This window comes from Staphylococcus pasteuri (assembly GCF_030547725.1).
Taxonomy (GTDB): domain Bacteria; phylum Bacillota; class Bacilli; order Staphylococcales; family Staphylococcaceae; genus Staphylococcus; species Staphylococcus pasteuri.
The window spans coordinates 285328-309789 of sequence record NZ_JAUOQO010000003.1; the positions used below are offsets into that span (position 1 = coordinate 285328).

The following is a 24462-nucleotide window of genomic DNA, read 5'->3' on the forward strand; positions in this document are numbered from 1 at the left end:
GTAAGACATAGATTTAATTTTCATTATCCATTACCAATTAGTGAGAATTATTATCATAATACATTACATTTTTATCAGGCAATTATACATTCACAACAAACACATCAGAGAAACAACATCAAGACAAGGAGTGAACAATAAAAATGAACGATCGTGAGAAATTACAGAAGTTTAGTATTCGTAAATATACAGTTGGTACATTTTCAACTGTAATCGCAACATTAGTATTTTTAGGATTTAACGCATCTAATGCACAGGCTGAAGAAACAAGCGCCAAGGAACAAACTAAAAATCAAACTTATCAGCATCAAGATGGACAACAGTCAAACACATCTGATTTAGCTAAACAAGAAACAAATACAATTTCACAGACAACCGATAAAGCAAATACTAATGTAGAAACTTCTATCGATAACTCAAGTCAAGAGTCTACAAAAGTAGCAAATTCAAAGAAATCTAATCAATCAGAACAAAATAGTTCTAAAGCACCGATTCAAAATTCTGAAAATACTGTAAATAAGAATCAAGAAGTTACAAATTCATCTGATTTAGAGCAGGGTAACACATTACAAAATGAACAACTTAATCATGCTGAGAATAAATTAACTGCACATGTTGAAGATAGCACTCGTCAAATTGATATAAACAATGACAATGCTCAACATTCACAAATTGATAAAAATGCTTTACAAGCATTTTTTGATGCAAATTACCATGATTATCGCTTTGTTGATAGAGAGAAAGCTGATAAAACGGCTTTCAATCAAGTAAAAGCAGCATTCGATAAAATTAATTTATTATTAGGAAGTAATGATGAATTAGACAATAAAACATTGCAATTAGCATATAAAGAATTAGAACAAGCTGTTGCAACTATTAAAACTCTACCTAAAAGACAAGCTCAAGTAAGACGTAATCATCGTATTGAAGAACGTTCTGTAGAGCCAAAAACTAGTTCAGTAGAGCCAAGAGTAGGTTCTGATTATCAAAATGCATTATCAGGATACTATGTAAGTAGTGAGATTGACGGTTCAGGATACCCAGTTGGTACCTTTGTTAGTGCATCAAATAGAGACTCACCTAACGTACCAGCTAGAGACCACTTTAATATTTTACATGCTGCTGAATCAAAAGAGTATGCGTTAATGTCAGCTAAACAATTGAAAGATGGCTATGAATGGACAATAAAATTCAACAGAGCTTATGTAAAGCATGACAAAATGGTATTTTGGTTTGGACTACCAGAAGGACAAACACCAGTAGGCGAGACTAGAATTAGTATTGTCGATCGAGATCACAATAATATAATTAGTAGCACTGGGGCAGGTGCAGGTTTAGATAAACCTTTACCTGAATTTTGGAGTAATGGAGATCAAATTGACAGAAAAAGAGCTTATGGTTTTGATGAAGGACCACCAAATGGCCATACATTCTACGAAATGTCTGATATTCAAATCTATAATTTTAAAGACTTAGCACGTCCTAGTGGCTACTTTACTGATCAAGGTGCTAGTGATGAAGCTAAATCTAAAGGGTATGAGTTATTAACTCTATTAAATGGTGAAAACAAAAATGAAATTCCAGGTTTAAGTAGAATATACGCATTTATAGGTAAAGGTGACTCTAGTTATACTATTACATTTAAAACGACTGGATCTACTAGTCAAAGGTTATACTACGCTGCAGGTGCACGTGCATATGAATATAATCAATATTCTAACTATAGCCAACTTTATGTAGAGCCTTTAAATTTATTCACTGAAAGAATGGCTAGCACAAACCAAATAGTTAACCGTAGTTATCGTATAGGTAATAAAAAACAAATTTACGATCCAGCAACTAACTCTTATAAAACAAAATTAGTTTTAGAAAGTAACAATTTTTCACAAGATTACGCTAGTGATCCATTGAGTTATATCAAATCGCCAACTAATGATGTTTTAGGATTTTTCAATCCGGATTTAAATTATAATGGTAAACGTGATTTTACACCTCAACCTTTGAATGAATACGAAATAAGTCAATTATTCACTGATGAAAAATTAAGAGAATCATTAAATTCTGGTAGGCCAATTCGGTTATTGATTGGATTTAATTATCGTGACAGATATCAAAATGAACAAACTCTTACTCCTGCTTATTTAACTGTCTTACCAGAATTACGTTATAATATATTATTTTTCACTAACGATGAAATTTTAGACCGTGCATTATTACCAATATCTCAAACAGCTGGTCATCCAGTTTTTGCTTTAAATCCTGGAGAAATGCAAAATAGCACGTCTACTTCTGGTGGAAAAACGATTTATAATCAACCATTAAGAATTAACTTAGTGAGTAATGCGCCATTTACTGATTCTGATTGGTCCATTACCGGTATACCTAAATCCCTGAGAATCCAAAGTTCTGTAGACCGTGTTAATACTGCTTATGAAAAAAATATCGAATTAGTAGGCCATCTAGATCCGGGTATTTATTTTGCAACAGTCAGATTCGGAAAAAATGAACAACAATTTGAAATACGTGTTAAACCACCTGCGCCGCATATAGTAACAACCGCTGAAGAATTACATGGTAAAGGTGGGGAAATGCCAAGAATAGTTATAGATAATGTGCCTAATGACCCAACAGCTTTAGTCTACTTAATAACTTCAAAGGATAAAGGTAAAAATGGTACTAATGATCCTGCATCAGTACCAACAGGCTATGCAACTCTTGGAACACAAACACCTACATATGATAGTCATACAGTTGTTATTGAAAAAATAATGGATTTGTATTCCCTTTACCGCCTGCAGGGGGAAATATTAAAGCGATAGTATTTTATAACAAAAATGTACAATCTAACTGGGGAAATGTAGTTCCAATTTTACCTGATGATACACCACCAACTATCAGCGACCCTGTAGGTATTGAAAAGAAATATTATAGAGGTGAAAATGTTAGTTTCACTGTTAATGTATCAGATGAGCGATACGGAACAGGTATTAAAAATGTAAATGTTACTAATCTGCCAAGCGGATGGACAACACATTTAGAGAAAAGTTCAGATGGTATATCAGGTGTACTGACTATTTCTGGAACAATACCTAATAATCAAACTTATAATAGTCAACTTTCATTTGCGATTACAGCAACTGATAACGCGAACAATACAAGCCAAGCTAAACAAGTTTCACTCAACGTGGGTAAAATGAGTCAGGATTTTGAACCAGTGGGTCTTGATAATGCTGAAAAAATAAAAGTATCAGATCCAATGTCAATTTCCTTTGAAGAACTACTTCAAATAAGTCAATCACTTTTAAATAAAAATGCAAATTTAAAAGATAAATTAGCAAAAACAAATAATCTAGCCATTGGTTCGAATGGTTCAGCTCAATTTACTTACAAAGATGGTTCAACAGACCATTTATCACCATCTCAAGTCATTACTTATGAACCTATAAGAAATGCGGCCTATGCTAGTGGAGATAATTTAAAACAAGCTACAATTGTTATCGCCAAAGGACAAGCTTTTAATTTTGGAGAGTTACAACAATATTTCACTTTAGAAGATGGTGCAGCATTACCAAATAATTTATTCTATAATATTTCAGCTATTAATCCGTTACCTACTCCGTCTGAAATTTCACATCTAGATGTAGGAACATACGATTATCAAGTTCAAGCTGCTAATGCGTATCATCAAAATCTAGCACCATTGACGCTTTCATTAAAAGTCATCGACGTTAATGAACCAACTGATGATCAACGTGTTTATAGAATTTCAAAATATCAATTAACTGACGATGAAGTCACTAGAGTGAAACAATCATTTATAAATGCTAATAGTCATATTCTTCCATTAACTAAAAATGATATTACTGTTAATAATCCTTTATCTGATCAAGGTGTAAGCACTGTGACTGTTACTGTCACTAAAGGAAAACTAGTTAAATCATTTACTTCAAATGGTAATCATATGTCTTTCCTTCGTTGGGTTGATTTTCCTAATGATTATCAAGTGTCATGGACGAGTCCGAGAATAGAAAATATACCGACTGATGGAGGGCTTGAATGGACACCTGATCATAAATCTTTAATTTATAGATATGATGCTACTTTAGGTCAAGATTTTAATACAAATGAAGTATTAAACTTATTAGTAGCTAATACAAATATTCCTGGTTTACGAACAAATATTGCTGGTACTGAAAAAGAAACAGCTGAAGCCGGTGGTCGACCAACTTATAGCACGACAGGTTACTCACTAACTTCACCTCAAGGTGATGGACAACGTTTTTACACTTTAGATGATCAACCGATTCAAGTGCTAGATATTGTAACGACTAATACCGGAATTGGTGGACAAACTATTACTTATTCTAATTTGAGTAACAACAGCCATAATTCAACATTAATGAATGTAAATAAACCAGCTATTAACGGCGCAGATGCATTTACTATTGATAAAGTTATTAAAAATAATACAATCAGTAATGTTCATAATGCGATTTATCGAGCTCAATTGTATCTAGCGCCTACCGGTCCTAAACCTTACATTGAAAATTTAAATTCAACCTTAGCTACTACGACTGACACAATTAATGTGTACTTTGTTCCAAGTGATAAAGTTAATCCAACAATTTCAGTTGAAAATCCAACAAATCAGCAGATTTATTCTGGAGAAACATATACAAATCATATTACTGCTAATGATAATTATGAATTAAGAAATGTAACTGTAAGGCCTACATCTCAAATCACAGGCAATGTATCAAATAATAATCAAGTAGCTTCTTTTGTTGTTCCTAATGTAACACGTACAACAAATAAAACAATTAACTTAATTGCAACAGACACAAGCGGTAATAGTACTGAACATTCATTCAATATAGCAATCAAACCATTAAAAGATAAATATCGTGTTTCAACAACTTCTACAGCTCAAAATCCAGTCAGAATCGCTAATATTAGCAATAATGCGAGTATTTCACAAGAGGACCAAGAAGCTATTACAAACTCAGTTACTTTGACAGAAATAGTACCTAATAGAAGTTATGCCACAGCATCAACAAATGAAGTTCAAAGTAAAACTGTAAGTAATGTTCGTAGACGCGGTAATAATGCTGATGTAACTGTTACAGTAACTTATACAGATGGAACTTCATCAACTGTAACCGTACCAGTTAAGCACATTCTTTATAATGTGATTGCTTCACCAAAATTTACAATACAAGGTCAAAATTTTGTTAGTGGTAAAGGATCAGCTCCAAGTGATTTCTTCACATTAGATAATGGAGACCCTGTACCTGATGCGACAATCACATGGTTACCAAATAACACACCTAATAAAAATAATTCAACTATTGGTGAAAACATCACAGTTAGAGCTAATATTTTATTTGATGGTGAAACTTCACCAATTGAAAAAGAATCATCGTATATGATTGTAAAGACTGTGCCTAAACAAGTATTTGTTGCACCTAAATTGGGAACATTCCCTGATATTACTGACGTCAACAACCCTAAAGAATTTTTAAAACCAATTAATAACTCATGGTCTAACCAACCTGAAAATATGAGATTTGAGTTTATTGGCAATAATGGCTTAGGACCAAATACACGTCAAATAGGATTCCAAACTAGACTAGTACGTGTAACTTATGCTAATGGTCAAACTGAAAATGTTAGATTCTTATCTAAAGTACGTCCAGACCCACCAATTATTGATGCAAATTCTGTAAGTTACAAAGCTGGATTAACAAATCAAGAGGTTAAGTTATCTAATGTATTACCAAATTCAACAGTCCAATTATTTAAAGCAGATGGCACACCATTAACAATTACAAACCCACAAATTGGCGACAATCGTACACTAGTTGTTACTGTCACTGATGCATTACCTGATGGTGAAATTAAAGCTACTGCAACGTTGTCAGAAGGTAATCTTTCTTACACATCTATAAATGATCGTGGCCAAGTTACAAATGAAAGACACTCTGAAACTGTAGATTCGTTAGATAGTGATAGTGTTCGAGTAACAACACAATTACAAGCCATTGACGAAGGAGCAGTATTAGTTAAAGGTGGAAATAACTTTGATTTTGATCATGCAGAACGTTTTATTAAGAATGCATCAAGTGGCACAACAGCTACATGGCAAGATAATCCTGATAATTGGAAAAATAATGTAGGCTCATTTACTAAAACAGTTACAGTCACATTACCAAACGATCAAGGCACTAGAACTGTTGATATACCAGTCAAAATTTATCCATCAGCAGTCGCAATTACTCCTGCTCGTGATAAAAAGGGTACAAATCTTACTCACGGCACTCAAGCTATTAATTATATAACTTTTGAACCAAATCAAGATACAACAGGAATTACTGCTGAATGGGCTAATAATTCTGCACCAACTTCTAATACTGCAGGCGTACAAAACTTAACAATTAACGTAAATTATCCTGGTATACCTACACCAGTGCAAGTACATGTAAAAGTGTATGTATATCAATTTGATTTCCCTCAAAGTGAATATACAACAACAATAGGTACAACATTTGCGTCAGGCATTGATGCTTCTCAATATGCTCATAATGAAAATGGTGATGGCCTACCTAATGACGGATTCACATATCGTTGGAACAAAACTGCAACTGGTACTAATAATGCAAGCTGGTCAGCTATGAACAAACCAAATGCAGCTAAAGTAGTAAATGCTACATATGATGTTTTATACAATGGTCGAACATTTGCGACATCTCAACCAGCTAAATTTATTGTTAAAAATGTTCAACCAACTAAACCAACTATCAGTGAAACGGCTCAAGGTGAAATTACAATTGCACCAGGTAATGATCAACGTATTAATACAAGTTCTGGAAATGTTACAACTTATGCCGATAGATTAGTAATTAAACGTAATGGAAATGTAATTACTTCATTTAATAGAAATAATAATAGAAGCCCTTGGACTAAGGAGCAAACTGCTCATACTGTAGCAGGACTCGTAGGTACTGGTAATGGAATTACCGTTGCAGCAGGAACATTTAACCCAGCTGATACAATTCAAGTTATCGCAACTCAAGGTAGTGGAGAATTAACTAGTGCTGAACAACCAAGTGATGAATTCACAGTTATAGCACCACAACCAAATCAAGTTTTATCTACTACATGGAACAATGGTCAATTAGACATTACACCTAATAACCCAACAGGCAATTTAGTTAACCCAACAAATGCTGTTGATATTACTTACACTGAACAACTTGCTAATAGTACTGAACAAAATAAAACATTACATGTTGTTAAAGGTACAAATGGCAAGTGGTCTATAGCTGATCAACCAAGTTACATTACGTTAGACAGTACAACTGGTAAAGTAACGTTTAATGCTAATTCAATTAAACCTAACTCAGAAGTAACTGCGGTTGCTAAAGCAGGTTCTGGTAATGCAGCAAGTTCTAATTCTAGAACATTAACATCACCATCAGAGCACACAGTAACAACGGATCAAATTATTAAAGAATTCGGCGTAAATGTTACTGCAGAAGAAATCAACAATGCTGTACATGTTAATAACAAACAAAATGCAGCAATTAAACAAGGTACAAATATGCCTACAAGCTTAGCTGGCGGTAGCACAACAACAATTCCTGTCATCATTACTTATAACGATGGTAGTACTGAAGAAGTAACTGAAACAATCTTTACTAAATCAGATAAACGTGAATTAATTACTGCTAATGCTCATTTAGATGATGCAATTAGTACTGACGGTAAAACACCATCAAGTATTAATCAATATAACCAAGCAATGACAGCTGCCGAGCAACAAATCAATGCTGCTAAAGCTGAAGCAAATCAAGTCATTCAAGATCAATTTGCGTCACCTCAACAAGTTAGTGCTGCTTTAACAAAAGTACAAGCAGCTCAAACGAAAATTGATCAAGCAAAAGCATTATTACAAGATAAAGCTGATAATAGTAAACTAGTAACAGCGAAAAACAACTTACAAGCAGCTGTTGATCAAGTACCTTCAACAGACGGTATGACTCAACAAAGTATTGATAATTACAATACGAAGCAACAAGTGGCTCAAGTAACTATTACTAATGCACAACAGGTGATTGATAATGGAGATGCCACTGAACAAGAAATTGCTGATGAAAAAGTAAGCGTAGAACTTGCATTAACTGAACTTAACGAAGCAAAAGCTAATTTAACTGCTGATACAACTGCATTACAACAAGCAGTACAACAGCTTGATAGAACTGGTTCAACTACTGATAAGAAACCAGCTAGTATTACAGCTTACAACCAAGCAATGCAAGCACTTAATAGTGATTTAACTACTGCTCGTAACAATGCGAATGCCGTCATTAATAAACTAATTCGCACTGTACAAGAAGTACAAGATGCGATGACTGCAGTAAATAGAGTCAATGAACAAATCACTCAAGCTATCGATCAATTACAACCTTTAGCAGATAACAGTGAATTAAAAGCAGCGAAAGCAAAACTTGATGAGGAAATAAATAAATCTGTATCAACAGATGGTATGACTCAAGAATCAATCAATGCTTACCAAACAGCTAAACAAACGGCTCAAGCTGAATCAAATAACGCACAACAAGTCATTGATAATGGAGATGCAACTGACCAAGACATCGCAGCTGAAAAAGCTAAAGTTGAAACTCAATACAATAACTTAAAACAAGCTATTACTAACTTAACGCCATATAAAGCACCGTTAGAAGCAGCGAAAAATGAGTTAGAAAATGATATTAACCGTTCGACAAGCACAACTGGTATGACTGCGGATTCTGTCGCTAACTTTAATGAAAAACGCAATGCTGCACAACAAGCTTTAGAAGCTATTACTCAAGTACTTCAAGGTAATCCAGATGTAGCAACAATTAGAGAAAATGTGACTCAAGCTAATAACGCTAAATCTGCTCTTGATACTGCACGTGATGGTTTAACTGTAGATGAAGTGCCATTAGAAAATGCGAAAAATGAGTTACAACAAAGCATCACTCAAGCTGAAAGCACAAGTACAACAGGAATGACTCAAGCTACAGTGAATGCATTTAATGAAAAATTAAATGAGGCTAAAAAAAAATTAAAAGCTATTTCTCAAGTATTAAATGGTAATCCAACAGTTGATAACATCAATACAAATACAATCCAAACTAACAGTGTTAAATCTGAATTAGACCAAGCAAGAACTAACTTAACACCAGACAAAGCACCACTAGAAGCGGCTAAACAAGCGTTAGAGCAAAGTATTAATCAACCAACTGATACTGTTGGTATGACAACCGCTTCACTATATGAATATAACCAAAAATTAGAAGCAGCACGTCAAACTTTAAATGCAGTGAATCAAGAACTAGCTGGACAACCATCAGTTCAAACTATCAATGATAAAGTGACTCAAGCAACTAACGCTCAATCTGAGTTAGATCAAGCAAGAGCTGGTTTAACATTAGATCGTCAACCAACATTAGAAGCATTGCAAAATGCGACAAGTCTTAACCATGCTCAAAAAGATAACTTCAGAGAGCAAATTAATGCTGCACAAAATCATGCTGGCCTTGAAACAATTCAAAATAGTATTAATGCATTAAATACCGCTATGACAGCATTACGAGACAGCATTGATGATAATGATTCAATCAAAACTGGTATTAACTATACTGATGCAACATCATCTAACAGAACAAATTATGATAATGCAGTAAATGCAGCTAAAGACATTATTGGAGAACAAAATAGTCCAACAATGTCTCCTGACGCAGTTAATCAAAAAGCAAATACTGTTAATTCAACTAAAGATGCCTTAGACGGAGAGCAAAACTTACAACGTGCTAAACAAGAAGCGATTGATACAATTACTAACGCTAATGATTTAAATCAAGCGCAAAAGAACGCTTTAACACAACAAGTAACGCAAGCTCAAAATGTACTAGCAGCGAATGATATTAAACAAAATGCAACTGCTTTAGATACAGCTATGGCCAATTTAAAACAAGGTGTCGCTAACCACGCTCAATTAGTTCAAGACGACAACTATGTCAATGCAGATACTAATAAGAAGAATGATTATGATACTGCTTATAACCAAGCTAACGAAATCATTAATGGCAACGCTCAAAATCCAACGTTAATACCTAATGATGTAACTAACGCATTACAACAAGTGTCTCAGGCTGAAACTGCATTAAACGGTTCAGATAACCTTAACAATGCTGAACAAGAAGCTCAAACAGCACTTGGTCAATTAACGCATTTAAATGACGCTCAACGTCAACAGTTACAGTCACAAATCAACGACGCACATCAAGTTGATACTATTAACGCAGCGAAAGAACTCGCATCTAACTTAGACACGGCAATGAATAACTTACAAAATGCTATTGCTAATAACGAAGCAGTAAAACGTGGCGAAGATTACTTAGATGCAGATAATGAAAAGCAAAATAACTACAATCAAGCAGTTTCAAATGCTAAACAAATCATTAGTGAAACTACGCAACCAACAATGACTGTTGATGCAATTAACCAAGCGATAAATCAAGTTACTTCAACAAAAGATGCATTAAACGGTGAAGAAAAGCTTGAACAAGCAAAACAACAAGCAAACAATGAGGTGAATACACTATCTCATTTAAATAATGCTCAAAAAGCAGATATCACTTCTAAAATTAATGATGCAACTAATATCGCTAACGTTAATTCAGTGAAACAATCTGCCAATGATTTAAATACTGCAATGAGTAACTTACAAGATGCAATTAACAGCGAAAATGACACGTTAAATAGTCAAAATTATCAAGATGCATCATCTGATAAACAAACTAACTACACAACAGCAGTTAATGAAGCTAAAGCAATCCTATCTCAAAATGGTCCTAACAAAACTCAAGACCAAGTTAACGCAGCTATTGCTAAAGTGAACACAGCTAAAAATGAATTAAACGGTAACCGTAATTTAGAACAAGCACAACAAACTGCTAAACAAGCATTATCACAATTAAAGCATTTAACTGATGCTCAAAAAGATCATTTAACAACTCAAATTAATAACAGTACAACAGTGGCAGATGTTCAAAGTATCCAAGGTAATGCGAATACGTTAGACCACGCGATGGATACATTAAGACAAAGCATTGCTGACCAAAATACTGTAAGAAATAGTGAAGATTATAACGATGCATCACCTGATAATCAAAATTCATATAATAACGCAGTAACTTCAGCTGAAGACATCATCAATGCTTCAACTAATCCAGAGATGAGTGCTGATACAATTAATGCGAAAGCTCAACAAGTGCTTCATGCTAAAGGCGATTTAAACGGTGACGAAAACTTATCAGCTGCTAAACAAAATGCACAACAGTATTTAGATACGTTATCTCATATTACTAACCAACAAAAAGATAACTTAAATACTCAAATCACTAATGCTCAAAATATTAGCCAAGTTGAACAAGCAAAACAAGTTGCTCAAAGTTTAGACACTACAATGAATAACTTACAAGATGCTGTTAATAATGAAAATCAAGTAAAAGCAACAGAAAATTACACTGATGCAGATACTAATAAACAAACAGCATACGATGAAGCGATTGCAGCTGCCAAAGCGATTTTAAATAAAGATGCAGGTCCTAACACACCACAAAATGATGTAGAAACAGCATTACAAAGAATTACTAATGCACAAAATGAATTGAATGGTGATCATAAAATTAATGATGCTAAAACAGCAGCTATTCAACATTTAGGTACATTAAATCATTTAACTACTGCTCAACATAACGCATTAGAAAATGATATCAACCAAGCAACTAATCTTGCTGGCGTTGAACAAGTAAAACAAAATGCTGATGCATTAAATACATCAATGGGACAATTACAAACATTAGTTGATGATAAAAATAATGTTCAAAATAGTCAAAACTATTTAGATGCAGATTCACAAAATCAATCAAATTATGATATGTATCTTGTAACTGCTGAATCAACTGTAAACAAAGCGACTGGACCTAATACTTCTAAATCAGATGTAGATACTTTAGTTAACCAAATTACTCAAGCACAACAAGCATTAAACGGTCAACAAAACTTAGATCAAGCTAAACAAAGTGCAATCAATACAATTGATCAAAGCACTAACTTAAATACTGGTCAAAAAGACGCTTTAAAAGCTCAAGTTACTAGTGGTAATCGTGTTGCAGATGTAAATGGCGTTAAGCAATTAGCAACAACACTCAATACATCAATGGGTAACTTAAGACAATCGATTGCTAACAAAGCAGAAACTTTAACAAACGGAAATTATATCAATGCAGATAACGATAAACGTAATGCATATGACACTCAAGTTGCTAATGCAGAATCTATTATCAATGGTACAAATAATGTTGTTCTTGTACCAACAGATATCGATAATGCTACAACTTCAGTAACAAGTGCTTATAATGCGTTAAATGGTGATAATAATTTACGTGTCGCAAAAGAAAATGCTAACAACACGATTGACGGATTAGCACAATTGAATAACGTTCAAAAAGCAAATCTAAAAGAACAAGTTCAAAATGCTCAAACATTACATGACGTTCAAACAGTTAAAACTAATGCACAAACACTGAATGATGCAATGAGAACATTAAGAGATAGTGTTGCTAATGAACAAACAGTAAAATCAAGTCAAAACTATACTGATGCAAACCAAGACTTGCAACAGGCATACGATGCTCAAGTTAATAATGCGAACAACATTATTAATGAAACTGGTACGCCAACAATGGATCCAAATACAATTACTCAAGCAGCAACACAAGTGACAACTGCAGAAGGAGCATTAAATGGTGCTCAAAATCTTGTTAATGCCCAAAACAATGCGAAAGCAAACTTAAATACATTATCTCATTTAACAAATGCGCAAAAAGAAAGTATTACTAATCAAATTAATAGTGCAACTCATGTGAATGATGTAACTACTATTCAAAATGATGCGACTCAACTGAATAATGCTATGGGCGAATTAGCTCAAGCGATTCAAGATCAAGAATCTACTAAACAACAGGTTAACTACACTAATGCTGACCAAGCTAATCAAGAAGCATACAATAATGCAGTAGCTGAAGCAGAACGTATTTTAGATAAAGAACATGGCGCGAATACATCACATGCTGATGTTCAAATAGCAATTCAAAATGTTCAAAGTGCTAAACAAGCATTAAATGGTGACCGAAATGTTGAAATAGCTAAGACAAATGCTAAAAATGCCTTAGAACAACTTACATCACTTAACAATGCTCAAAAAGCAGCGTTAACGACTCAAATCGACAATGCACCAACAGTTGCTAACGTCGAGCAAGTATCTAATACTGCAACACATTTAAACCAAGCTATGGCTGAGTTACAGCAAGGTATTAACGATAATAATGATGTATTACAAAGCGTTGATTATACTGATGCTGACCCAACTAACCAACAAGCGTATACAAATGCAGTTACTCAAGCTAATGCAATTTTAAGTAAAGATCAAGGTACAAATGCAGATATTACTCAAGTTCAAGCAGCATTAAATCAAGTTACAACTGCTAAAAATGCATTAAACGGTGAAGAAAAAGTTGCTCAAGCTAAAGAAGCTGCTAAACAAGCATTAGCAACATATAATCACTTGAACACTGCACAAACAAATGCAGCAACTGAACAAATTACTAATGCAACTACACTTGCACAAGTCGCTCAAGCACAAAATACAGCTAACGAATTAAATACTGCGATGGGCGAATTGCAAAATAGTATTAATGATCAAGCTACAGTGAAAAATAGTGTTAACTTTACTGATGCAGATCAAGCTAACCAAGATGCTTATACAAATGCAGTTACTGAAGCGCAAAGTATTTTAGATAATGCACACGGTGGTAACTTAAATAAAGAACAAGTTGAAGCGGTAACTAATAAAGTGTCTACAGCTAAAGACAATTTAAATGGTGATGCTAAAGTTCGTGAAGCGAAAGCTGATGCACTGAATAACTTAGGTACACTAAATCAATTAAACGATGCACAAAAGGCACATTTAACTAACGAAATTAATAGTGCCTCTACAGTTGATGGCGTTAACCAAGTTAAAACAACTGCTCAGAACTTAAATTCAGCTATGCAACAATTACAACAAGCTATCGCGAATAAAGACGAAACTTTAAACAGTCAAAACTACTTAGATGCTAATACAGATAAGAAAAATGCATATACTGGAGCAGTAGCAAATGCCGAAAGTACTTTAGACAAAACGAGTGGCACAAATGCTGATCAAAACGCAGTTGAACAAGCAATTCAAAACGTTACTCAAACTGCTAGTGAATTAAATGGTATTCAAAACTTACAAATAGCTAAAAATGATGCAACACAAGCAATTGAAAACTTAGCACATTTGAATACACCACAGAAAAATGCACTAAAAGAGCAAGTTAACCAAGCTCAAAATGTAGCAGCTGTTACTGACCTTCAAAATAATGCTAATGCATTAGACACTGCAATGGATCAATTACAACAAGCTGTAGCTGACCATAATACAATTGTTACTGATGGTAATTACACTAATGCAAGTGCTGAGAAACAAGGTAAATATACTGATGCTTACCAACACGCACAAAACTTAATTAACGGTTCGCCAGATGTTGTTACAAATCCAGCAGACATCAATACTGCTACACAAAATGTAATCAGTGCTGAAAATGAATTAAATGGTAATACAAATCTTACAAATGCGAAACAAGAAGCAACAGAAGCACTAAGTCATTTAACAGATCTCACTGATGCACAACGTCAAAGTATTACAAACCAAATTAACAGTGCTACACAACTTGATGAAGTTGCTAATATCAAGTCAAATGCAAATGCACTTAACAATGCGATGACTGATTTAAGACAAGAAATAAGCCATCAACAAGCAGTTAAAACAAGTCAACCATTTGTCGATGCTGATAATGATAGACAAACTGCTTACAACGATGCGATTAACCATGCTGAAAGTATTGTTAGTGAAACTACTCAACCAGAACTTAATCCTTCAAACGTTTCGCAAGCAATGCAACAAATTAAAACAGCAGAAACTGGTTTAAATGGTGCCGCTAACTTAACTCGTGCTAAAGAAAATGCATTACAAGATTTAAATCAACTTACTCATTTAAATCAAGCACAACGTACAGACTTTACTAACCAAATTAATGATGCTCAAAATATTGCAACAGTAAATCAAGTTACTTCTATTGCATCATCACTTAATCAAGCAATGGGGCAATTGATTGATGCTGTTAATGACCAAACAGATGTTAAACAAAGCGTCAATTATACTGATGCAGAACCATCTAAACAACAGGATTATAATAACGCAATAACAAGTGCTGAAAGTATTACGAACCCAACAACAGGTTCTAATGCAAACCAAGCACAAGTTGAAACAGCATTGTCAGCAATTAATACTGCTAAACAAGCTTTAAATGGTACGCAAAAAGTCAATGAAGCTAAAAATAATGCATCTCAAGAATTAAATGGTTTAGATAATTTAAATAATGCTCAAAGAGAAAATGTAGCTCAAAAAATTAATCAAGCTCAAACAGTTGCTGAAGTAGAGAAAATTAAACAAGATGCTCAAGATTTAAACACAGCTATGACTAAATTAAAAGAAAGCTTGGCTGACAAAGACAATACGTTAGATAGTCAAAATTATTTAGATGCTGATAATAATAAGAAAACTGATTATACAAATGCAGTGACAAATGCTGAAAATATTTTAAACCCTACACAAGGTACAAATCTAACTAAAGAGCAAGTTGAAGCTGCAACTAACCAAGTTAATTCAGCTAAGAATGATTTAAATGGTAATCAAAACTTAAATAACGCTAAACAACAAGCTACAACAAATATCGATAGATTAACTAATGTTACTGATGCTCAAAAAGAAGCACTTAAACAATTAGTTGGAAATTCATCGAATGTAGCAGAAGTTCAAGCTAATTTACAAAAAGCACAAGACGTTGACCAAGCGATGAATCATTTAAAACAAAGTATTGCAGATAATACAGTGACTAAGAATGATCAAAACTACTTAGATGCGTCACCAAATAAACAAGAGGCATATAACAATGCCGTTAATAGTGCAAAAGATATTATTGATAACACATCTAATCCATCATTAGATCCGACTGTTATTAATCAAGCCGCAACTAACGTGACAAACGCTAAAAATGAATTGAATGGTAATGATAATCTGAACCAAGCAAAACAAGAGGCTAATCAAACAGTAGGTGGACTTGATAACTTAAATAATGCACAACAACATGCTTTAAATGAGCAAATTAATCATGCAACATCAGTTGATGAAGTAAATCAAATTAAAAACAATGCTCAAAATCTAAACAATGCTATGGCTGGTTTAAAACAAGCAATTGCCGATAAAGATTTAACAACATCAAAAGTTAACTTCACTGATGCTGATCCTGAAAAGCAAGCTGCTTACAATCAAGCTATTACAAATGCTGAAAATATATTAGATAAAGCTAGTGGCAGTAACGTATCTCAAACTGAAGTTGAACAAGCAATTCAACAAGTCAACAATGCTAAACAAGCATTAAACGGTGATGCAAACGTTCAACAAGCTAAAGACGAAGCAACTGAACTCATCAATAATGCGAGTGACTTAAACCAAGCTCAAAAAGATGTATTAAAAGGTCAAGTGAATAATGCTACAACTGTTGCTGAAACAAATGGTATTAAACAAACTGCTCAAGACTTAAATAATGCAATGACACAATTGAAACAAAGTATTGCAGATAAAGATCAAACTAAAGCTGATGGTAACTTTACAAATGCTGATACTGATAAACAAACTGCATACAACAATGCTGTCACTCAAGCTCAACAGTTAATTGACGGAGCTCCAAATGTAGTTGTAACACCAAGTGAAATTACTGATGCGCTTAACCATGTTAATCAAACTAAAGACGAATTAAACGGTAATACAAACTTAGCTAATGCTAAACAAACAGTTACAAATGCAATTGATCAATTACCAAACTTAAATCAAGCTCAACGTGATGAATATAATAAACAAATCACACAAGCTACAGCAGTTCCAGATGTAAATGCGATTCAAACAGCTGCTGAAAAGCTTAACGAAGCTATGACAAACTTGAAACAAGGTATCGCTAACAAAGACGATATTTTAGCAGGCGAAGACTATCACGATGCCGATCAAGATAAACAAGCAGCATTTAACGATGCTATCTCTGCTGCACAAGATTTATTAAATCAAACAGCTAGTCCAACAATGGATCCAACTCAAGTGACTAACGTTTTAACGAAAGTTCAAGAAACGACTCAAGCATTAAATGGTAATGAAAAACTTGAAACTGAAAAGCAAAATGCAAAAGCAACAATAACTACACTTGATCATTTAAATAGTGCACAACAACATGCTCTAACTGATCAAATTGATCAAGCACCAGATATCGAACATGTTAACCAAATCAAACAAGTAGCGGAAAACTTAAATAATGCTATGACAGCCTTATCTAATGGATTACAAGATAAGACAGAAATATTAGGCAACATCAATTACACAGATGCTGATCAAGATAAGAAAGATGCATATAATGCTGCTATTGCACATGCTGAAAATATCTTAGATAAAGCTAATGGTGGCAATGTACCTCAAACTGAAGTTGAACAAGCATTACAACAATTAACTGATGCGAAACAAGCATTAAATGGTAATAACAATGTTCAAAATGCCAAAAATGAAGCAATTCAAGCTATTGAAAATGCAAGTGAGTTAAACCAAGCTCAAAAAGAAGCGTTAAAACAACAAGTAGATTTAGCTACTACAGTTGATAAAGTCAATGGTATTAAACAAACAACGCAAGATTTAAATCAAGCAATGGCTGATTTAAAACAAGGTATTGCAAATCATGACCAAGTGATTACAAATGGTAATTACTTAAATGCAGATCAAGATAAACAATCAGCATATTCTGATGCAGTAAATCATGCTCAACAAATCATCAATGGAACTCCAAATGCTATAGTTAATCCACAAGAAGTAACTCAAGCATTACAACAAGTGACTCAAACTAAAGGCGAATTAAATGGTGATCAAAATCTTCAAACCGCACAACAAAATGCGACAACAATGATTGATCAATTATCTAATTTAAACACACCTCAAAAAGAGGCGCTTAAACAACAAGTAACTCAAGCAGGTTTAGTTCCAGATGTTGATCGTGTAAAACAAACTGCTAATGATTTAAATACTGCAATGGGTAATTTGAAACAACAACTTCAAGCTAACAGTCAAGTGCCGCAATCAATCGATTACACTCAAGCAGATAACAGTAAGCAAGTTGCTTATGACAACGCTACAAATCTAGCGCAACAAATCGTAGATGGCACACCAACAGCTGTATTAAACGTTGAAGATGTTAATCAAGCACTAACAAATGTTAATCAAGCTAAAGACGAACTTAACGGTAATGAAAACTTAGCTCAAGCTAAGCAAGAAGCAACAACTCAACTTGGTACTTTACAAGATTTAAATCAACCACAACATGATGCTCTTGCTGAACAAATTAACCAAGCACAATCAATTGATGCTGTTAACCAAATTAAACAAACTGCACAAGAAGTTAACAATGCAATGAATCAATTAAAACAAAGCATTGCTAATAAAGATCAAGTATTAGGTAGTGAAAATTATCACGATGCTGATGCAGACAAACAAACAGCATACACGAACGCAGTGAACCAAGCAGAAGCTATTATTAATCAATCATCTAATCCGACGTTAAATGCTAGTGACATCGAGAACACGATGAACCAAGTTAATAATACACATAACGAGTTAAACGGTGATGCAAAACTTGCTACTGAAAAGCAAAATGGCAATACAGAAATTAATGCAATGTCTCATTTAAACGATGCTCAAAAACAAGCACTCACAACTCAAATTGAACAAGCACCAGATATTGCAACAGTAAATCAAGTTAAGCAAACTGCTCAAAATCTTGATCAAGCAATGAATCAATTAGCTCAATCAATTAATGATAATGCACAAACATTAACTGATGGTAATTATTTAAATGCTGATCAACAAAATCAAGAAGCGTATAACCAAGCAGTTGCTAATGCTGAAAATGTATTAAACCAACATGCTGGCACAAATGAACTTCAAGATGCAGTTGAACGTTTAACAAATACAGTTAATAATGCGAAACAAGCGTTGAATGGTAATACAAACTTAGCTCAATCTCAACAAGAAGCTACTCAGTTTGTTAATCAATTACAACATCTTAACGATGCTCAAAAGCAAAATTACAATACTCAAATTAACCAAGCACCATTAGTTACAGATGTTTCAACAATAAAACAAAACGCTCAAGCGCTTGACCAAGCTATGGAACAATTGAGAAACAGTATTGCAGATAACCAAGATACATTAGCTTCTGAAGACTATCATGATGCAACAACTGAACGTCAAAATGACTATAACAATGCAGTAAATGCAGCAAATAATATCATTAACGAAGCTACTTCACCAATCATGGATCCAAATGATATCAATTCAGCTACATCTCAAGTGAACACAACTAAAGTAGCACTTGATGGTGATGAAAATCTTGCAAATACTAAACAACAAGCTACTGAAACGCTTAGACAATTGAACCATTTAAATCAAGCTCAAGTCCAAGCTTTAGAAGCTCAAATTACTCAATCGTCAGACATAGCTACAGTGAATCAACACTTACAAACTGCACAAGATTTAAACAGTGCACTGGGTAATTTAATTCAAGCTATTGCTAACCATAATGACATTGAACAACAAGGTAACGTTACAAATGCGGATAATGATAAACAGACAGCATACACTGATGCAATTGCGAATGCAGAAAGTATCATTAACCCACAAACGGGTCAAAATGCATCACAAACAGAAGTAGAGCAAGCAATTACTCGTGTTCAAGATGCGTTACAAGCATTAAATGGTGATCAAAACTTACAAGATGCAAAAGTCAATGCTGAACAAGCAATTAATGCACTAGTTGATTTAAACGATCCACAAAAACAAGCTTTAATACAACAAGTGAATAGTGCACCATTAGTGACTGATGTTCACCAAATTGAACAAAATGCTAATACACTAAATCAAGCTATGCATGGTTTACGAGAAAGCATAAAAGATAACGCAACAGTCAAAACTAATAGTATTTACATTAATGAAGATCCAACAGAACAACAAAACTATGATCAAGCAGTTCAACATGCGCAAGATATCATCAACGAACAAACTGCTACGTTAGATGAAAATACTATTAATCAAGCTACTGAAGCAGTTAACAATGCTAAGCAATCGTTACATGGTGATGTGAAATTACAAAACGACAAAGACCATGCCAAACAAATAGTTAGTCAGTTATCTCATTTAAATGATGCTCAAAAACATATGGAAGATGCATTAATAGATAGTGAAACTACAAGAACAGCTGTTAATAATGACTTTAACGAAGCACAAGCACTTGATCAATTAATGGATACGTTACGTCAAAGCATTGCTGACAAAAATGATATTCATGCAAACAGTCAATATATTAATGCTGAACCTAACAAACAACAAGATTATGACACTGCTTTACAAAATGCTGAAAATATCATTGCTGGAACTAATAACCCAACAATTAATAAAGGTGATGTATCTCAAGCAACTCAAGCTGTCGATAATACGAAACAAGCATTAGACGGAGTTCAAAGATTAGAAGAAGATAAACAAAATGCAGGTACATCATTAAATCAATTTGATCATTTAACACCTGCTCAACAGCAAGCTATAGAAAATGCTATCAACAACGCTTCCACTCGTGATGAAGTTGCACAAAAACTTGAAGAAGCACAAGCACTTAATAATGCAATGCAAGCTTTAAAAGATAGTATTCAAGATCATGCACAAGTTGAAGCGAGCAGTAAATTTATTAACGAAGATCCTACTCAAAAAGGTGCTTATACTGATGCAGTTAACCATGCTTTAGACATTATAAATAATGATTCAAATCCAATACTAGATAAGTCTGCGATTGAACATGCAACTCAAGCAGTAAATAATGCTAAAGATGATTTACACGGTGATCAAAAATTAGCTGATGATAAACAACATGCTAATGAAACTCTAAATCAATTAAATAATCTTAATACTGCTCAACGTGATACGCTACAAAATCAAATTAATGGTGCATCAACTAGAGATGAAGTTGCACAAATTATCAATCATGCTCAAGCACTTGATTTAGCAATGGAAAATCTAAAAGTAAGTATTAAAGACCAAGCTCAAACTGAAGCGAGTAGCAAATTTATTAATGAAGATCCTGCACAAAAAGACGCATATACACAAGCAGTACAACATGCTCAAGACTTGATTGACCAAACGTCTAATCCTACATTAGATATCACTCAAGTTGACCAACTAACTCAAGCAGTGAATAATGCCAAAGATAATTTACATGGTGACCAAAAACTTGAGCAAGCGAAACAACGAGCTTTAGAGAGCTTAAATAACTCAACTGATCTTAACCAACCACAACGCCAAACGCTTGAAACACAAATCAATCAAGCAACAACTAGAGATGACATTAATCAAATCTTAGTAAATGCTGCTGACCTTAATACAGCAATGGGCAATTTAAAAGAAAGCATTAATGACCAAGCACAAGTTGAAGCAAGTAGTAAATTTATTAATGAAGATCCTGCACAAAAAGATGCATATACTGAAGCAGTAACTAATGCCAAAGATTTAATCAATCAAACTTCAAATCCAACAATGGATACAAACCAAATTGAACAAAAAATCCAAGAGGTTATCAATGCTAAAGACAATCTTCATGGTGATCAAAAACTTGAACAAGACCAACAGCAAGCAACAACTACTGTTGATAGTTTAGATCATTTAAATCATGCGCAACAACAAGCTGCTAAAGATGCAATTGCTGGTGCTACAACAAGAACAGAAGTAGCACAATTGGTTCAAACAGCAACTCAACTTGATCAAGCGATGAAATCATTAAAAGATCAATTGAATCAAATTAATACTGATAAAGCTGAGCCTAATTACACTGAAGCTTCAATAGATAAACAAGATGCATTAAATCAAGCAATAAGTAATGCTGAAAATATCGTTAACCCAGCACAAGGTACAAATGCTAATCAAACTGAAGTTGAACAAGCTTTAACACAACTTCAACAAACTGCAAATGATTTAAATGGTGATCAACGTGTTGCAGATGCTAAAGCACAAGCTAAAACAGACATCGATCAATTAACACATCTTAATAACGAACAACAAACTGCTATTAAACAAAATATTGATAATGCTACTCAACTTCAACCAATTGCTCAAATAGTTGAACAAGCAACTCAATTAAATACAGCAATGCAACAATTACAAGATGCAGTTAATGATCATACTAATGTTGAAAATTCAGTTGATTACAGCCAAGCAGATAACGATAAACAACAAGCATATCAACAAGCAATAACACATGCTCAACAATTACTTACAGAAAATGCATCGCAACAACAAGTTGAACAAGCTTATCAGGACATACAACAAACTAAACAAGCATTAAACGGTGATGAAAGAGTAGCTGAAGCGAAAACTCAAGCTAACCAAGCTATCGATCAACTCAATGCTATTAATGATTCACAACATCAATCTTTAGTTGAAAGAGTTAATCAATCAAATGACTTAAATGAAATTCAACAAATTGTTGATGAAGCTACATCATTAAATACAGTCATGAATCAACTTCAACAGACTATCAATGATAATGAAGCATCAACTAAAAATAGTGGTAATTACATTAACGCTGAAGCTCAATTGAAACGAGACTTCGACCAAGCAATTACTAACGCTCAAGATGCAGTTGATAAAGCAAATGGTCTAAACTTACCTAAAGAGCAAATTCAACAATTAATTGATGCTATTTCAACTACAAAAGATGCATTAAATGGTGATCAAAGACTTAGTGATGCCAAAACTAAAGCGTTAGAAACATTAGACCAATTAACTAACATTAATAACGCTCAAAAGCAATTAGCTACATTACAAATCAATAATGCTGATACATTAAATAAAGTGACTCGAGCTATTAATAAAGCAACAGCAGTAGATCAAGCGATGAATGCTTTAAAACAATACGTTCAAAATAATGAACTACCAATAAAATCTAGCTCAAACTTTATTAATGCCGATGATGATTTAAAAGCCCAATTCAATAAAGCTATCTCTAATGCACAAAATGTATTAAATAAAGATAGTGGAAATGCATTAACAAATACTGAAGTGGGAGCATTAAAACAAGCTATCATAGATGCAGAAAATGCATTAAATGGTGATCTTAAAGTTTCAAATGCTAAATCAAAAGCTGATAAATTTATAGATAGTTTAGATCAACTTAACCAACCACAAAAAGTGGCAGCACATGAAGCAATCAAGAAAGCTAATGATTTAGATACTATAAATGACATTATCAATGATCAAATAGAATTAAATGATGCAATGGCTGAACTTAGAGATCTCGTTGAAAATACTATTCCAAACAGTGAAAATAGCATCGACTTCAAAAATGCCGATCAAAGTGCAAAAGATAATTTAAATGAAGTTAAATCAAATGCACAACAAATGCTAGATGGAAACAACAATAATGATACAGATGTTAACGATGTTCGTGGAATGATAGAATCAATTAAAGAAGCAATTAACCAATTAAATGGTGAAGAGAGATTACAAGAAGCGAAAAATGATGCCATCCAAGAAGTTAATAAAGCTTTAGCAGATAAATTGAAAGAAATTAATGCATCAAACGCTACTGAGCAAGATAAGACTGACGCTATTAATAAAGCCAAAGAACTTGCTAACCAAATTATTAATGATATTAATAATTCGACTAGTAACGATCAAGTCAATAAAGTTCAACAATCAGGCAACAAAGCAATCGATGAGATTCATGCAAATGAAATACCTAAAGCTAAAATAGATGCTAAAAATGATATTGAACAAAAAATCAATGACCTTATTACTAAGATTACAAATAACCCTGATTTAACTGATACAGAAAAACAACAGTTAATTAATCAATTGAATCAGTTAAAACAACAAAGTAATAATGATATTGATAATGCAACAACTAAAGAAGATATTGATCGAATTAAGCAAAAACTAGAAGATGCTGTTAATAATATTTCTAACTATGTCAAAGCTAAAGTTGATGCTAAAAACGAAATCAAAGATGCTGCTGCAGCTAAAATCAAAGAAATTGATAATAATCCTGATTTAACACCAGAACAAAAAGCTGCCGCTAAAGACGAAGTCAATCGCCTTAAAGAACAAGCGCTTAAAGATATCGATAATGCGAAGGA

At 33.6% G+C, this 24462-nt stretch carries 2 protein-coding genes; both read left to right on the top strand.

The genetic code is table 11. The features are described 5' to 3' along the window. Window positions 1–143: 143 nt before the first annotated feature. Window positions 144–2819 carry a hyperosmolarity resistance protein Ebh gene (gene ebh, locus Q4528_RS17150; protein ID WP_399589299.1) on the top strand — a complete coding sequence of 892 codons (2676 nt, stop codon included), beginning with the start codon at window positions 144–146 and terminating at the stop codon, window positions 2817–2819. Continuing rightward, window positions 2816–24462, top strand: a 21647-nt coding sequence (gene ebh / locus Q4528_RS05030; protein WP_439848925.1) for a hyperosmolarity resistance protein Ebh, incomplete at its 3' end; no start/stop codon positions are given. The genes ebh (Q4528_RS17150) and ebh (Q4528_RS05030), both read left to right, overlap by 4 nt.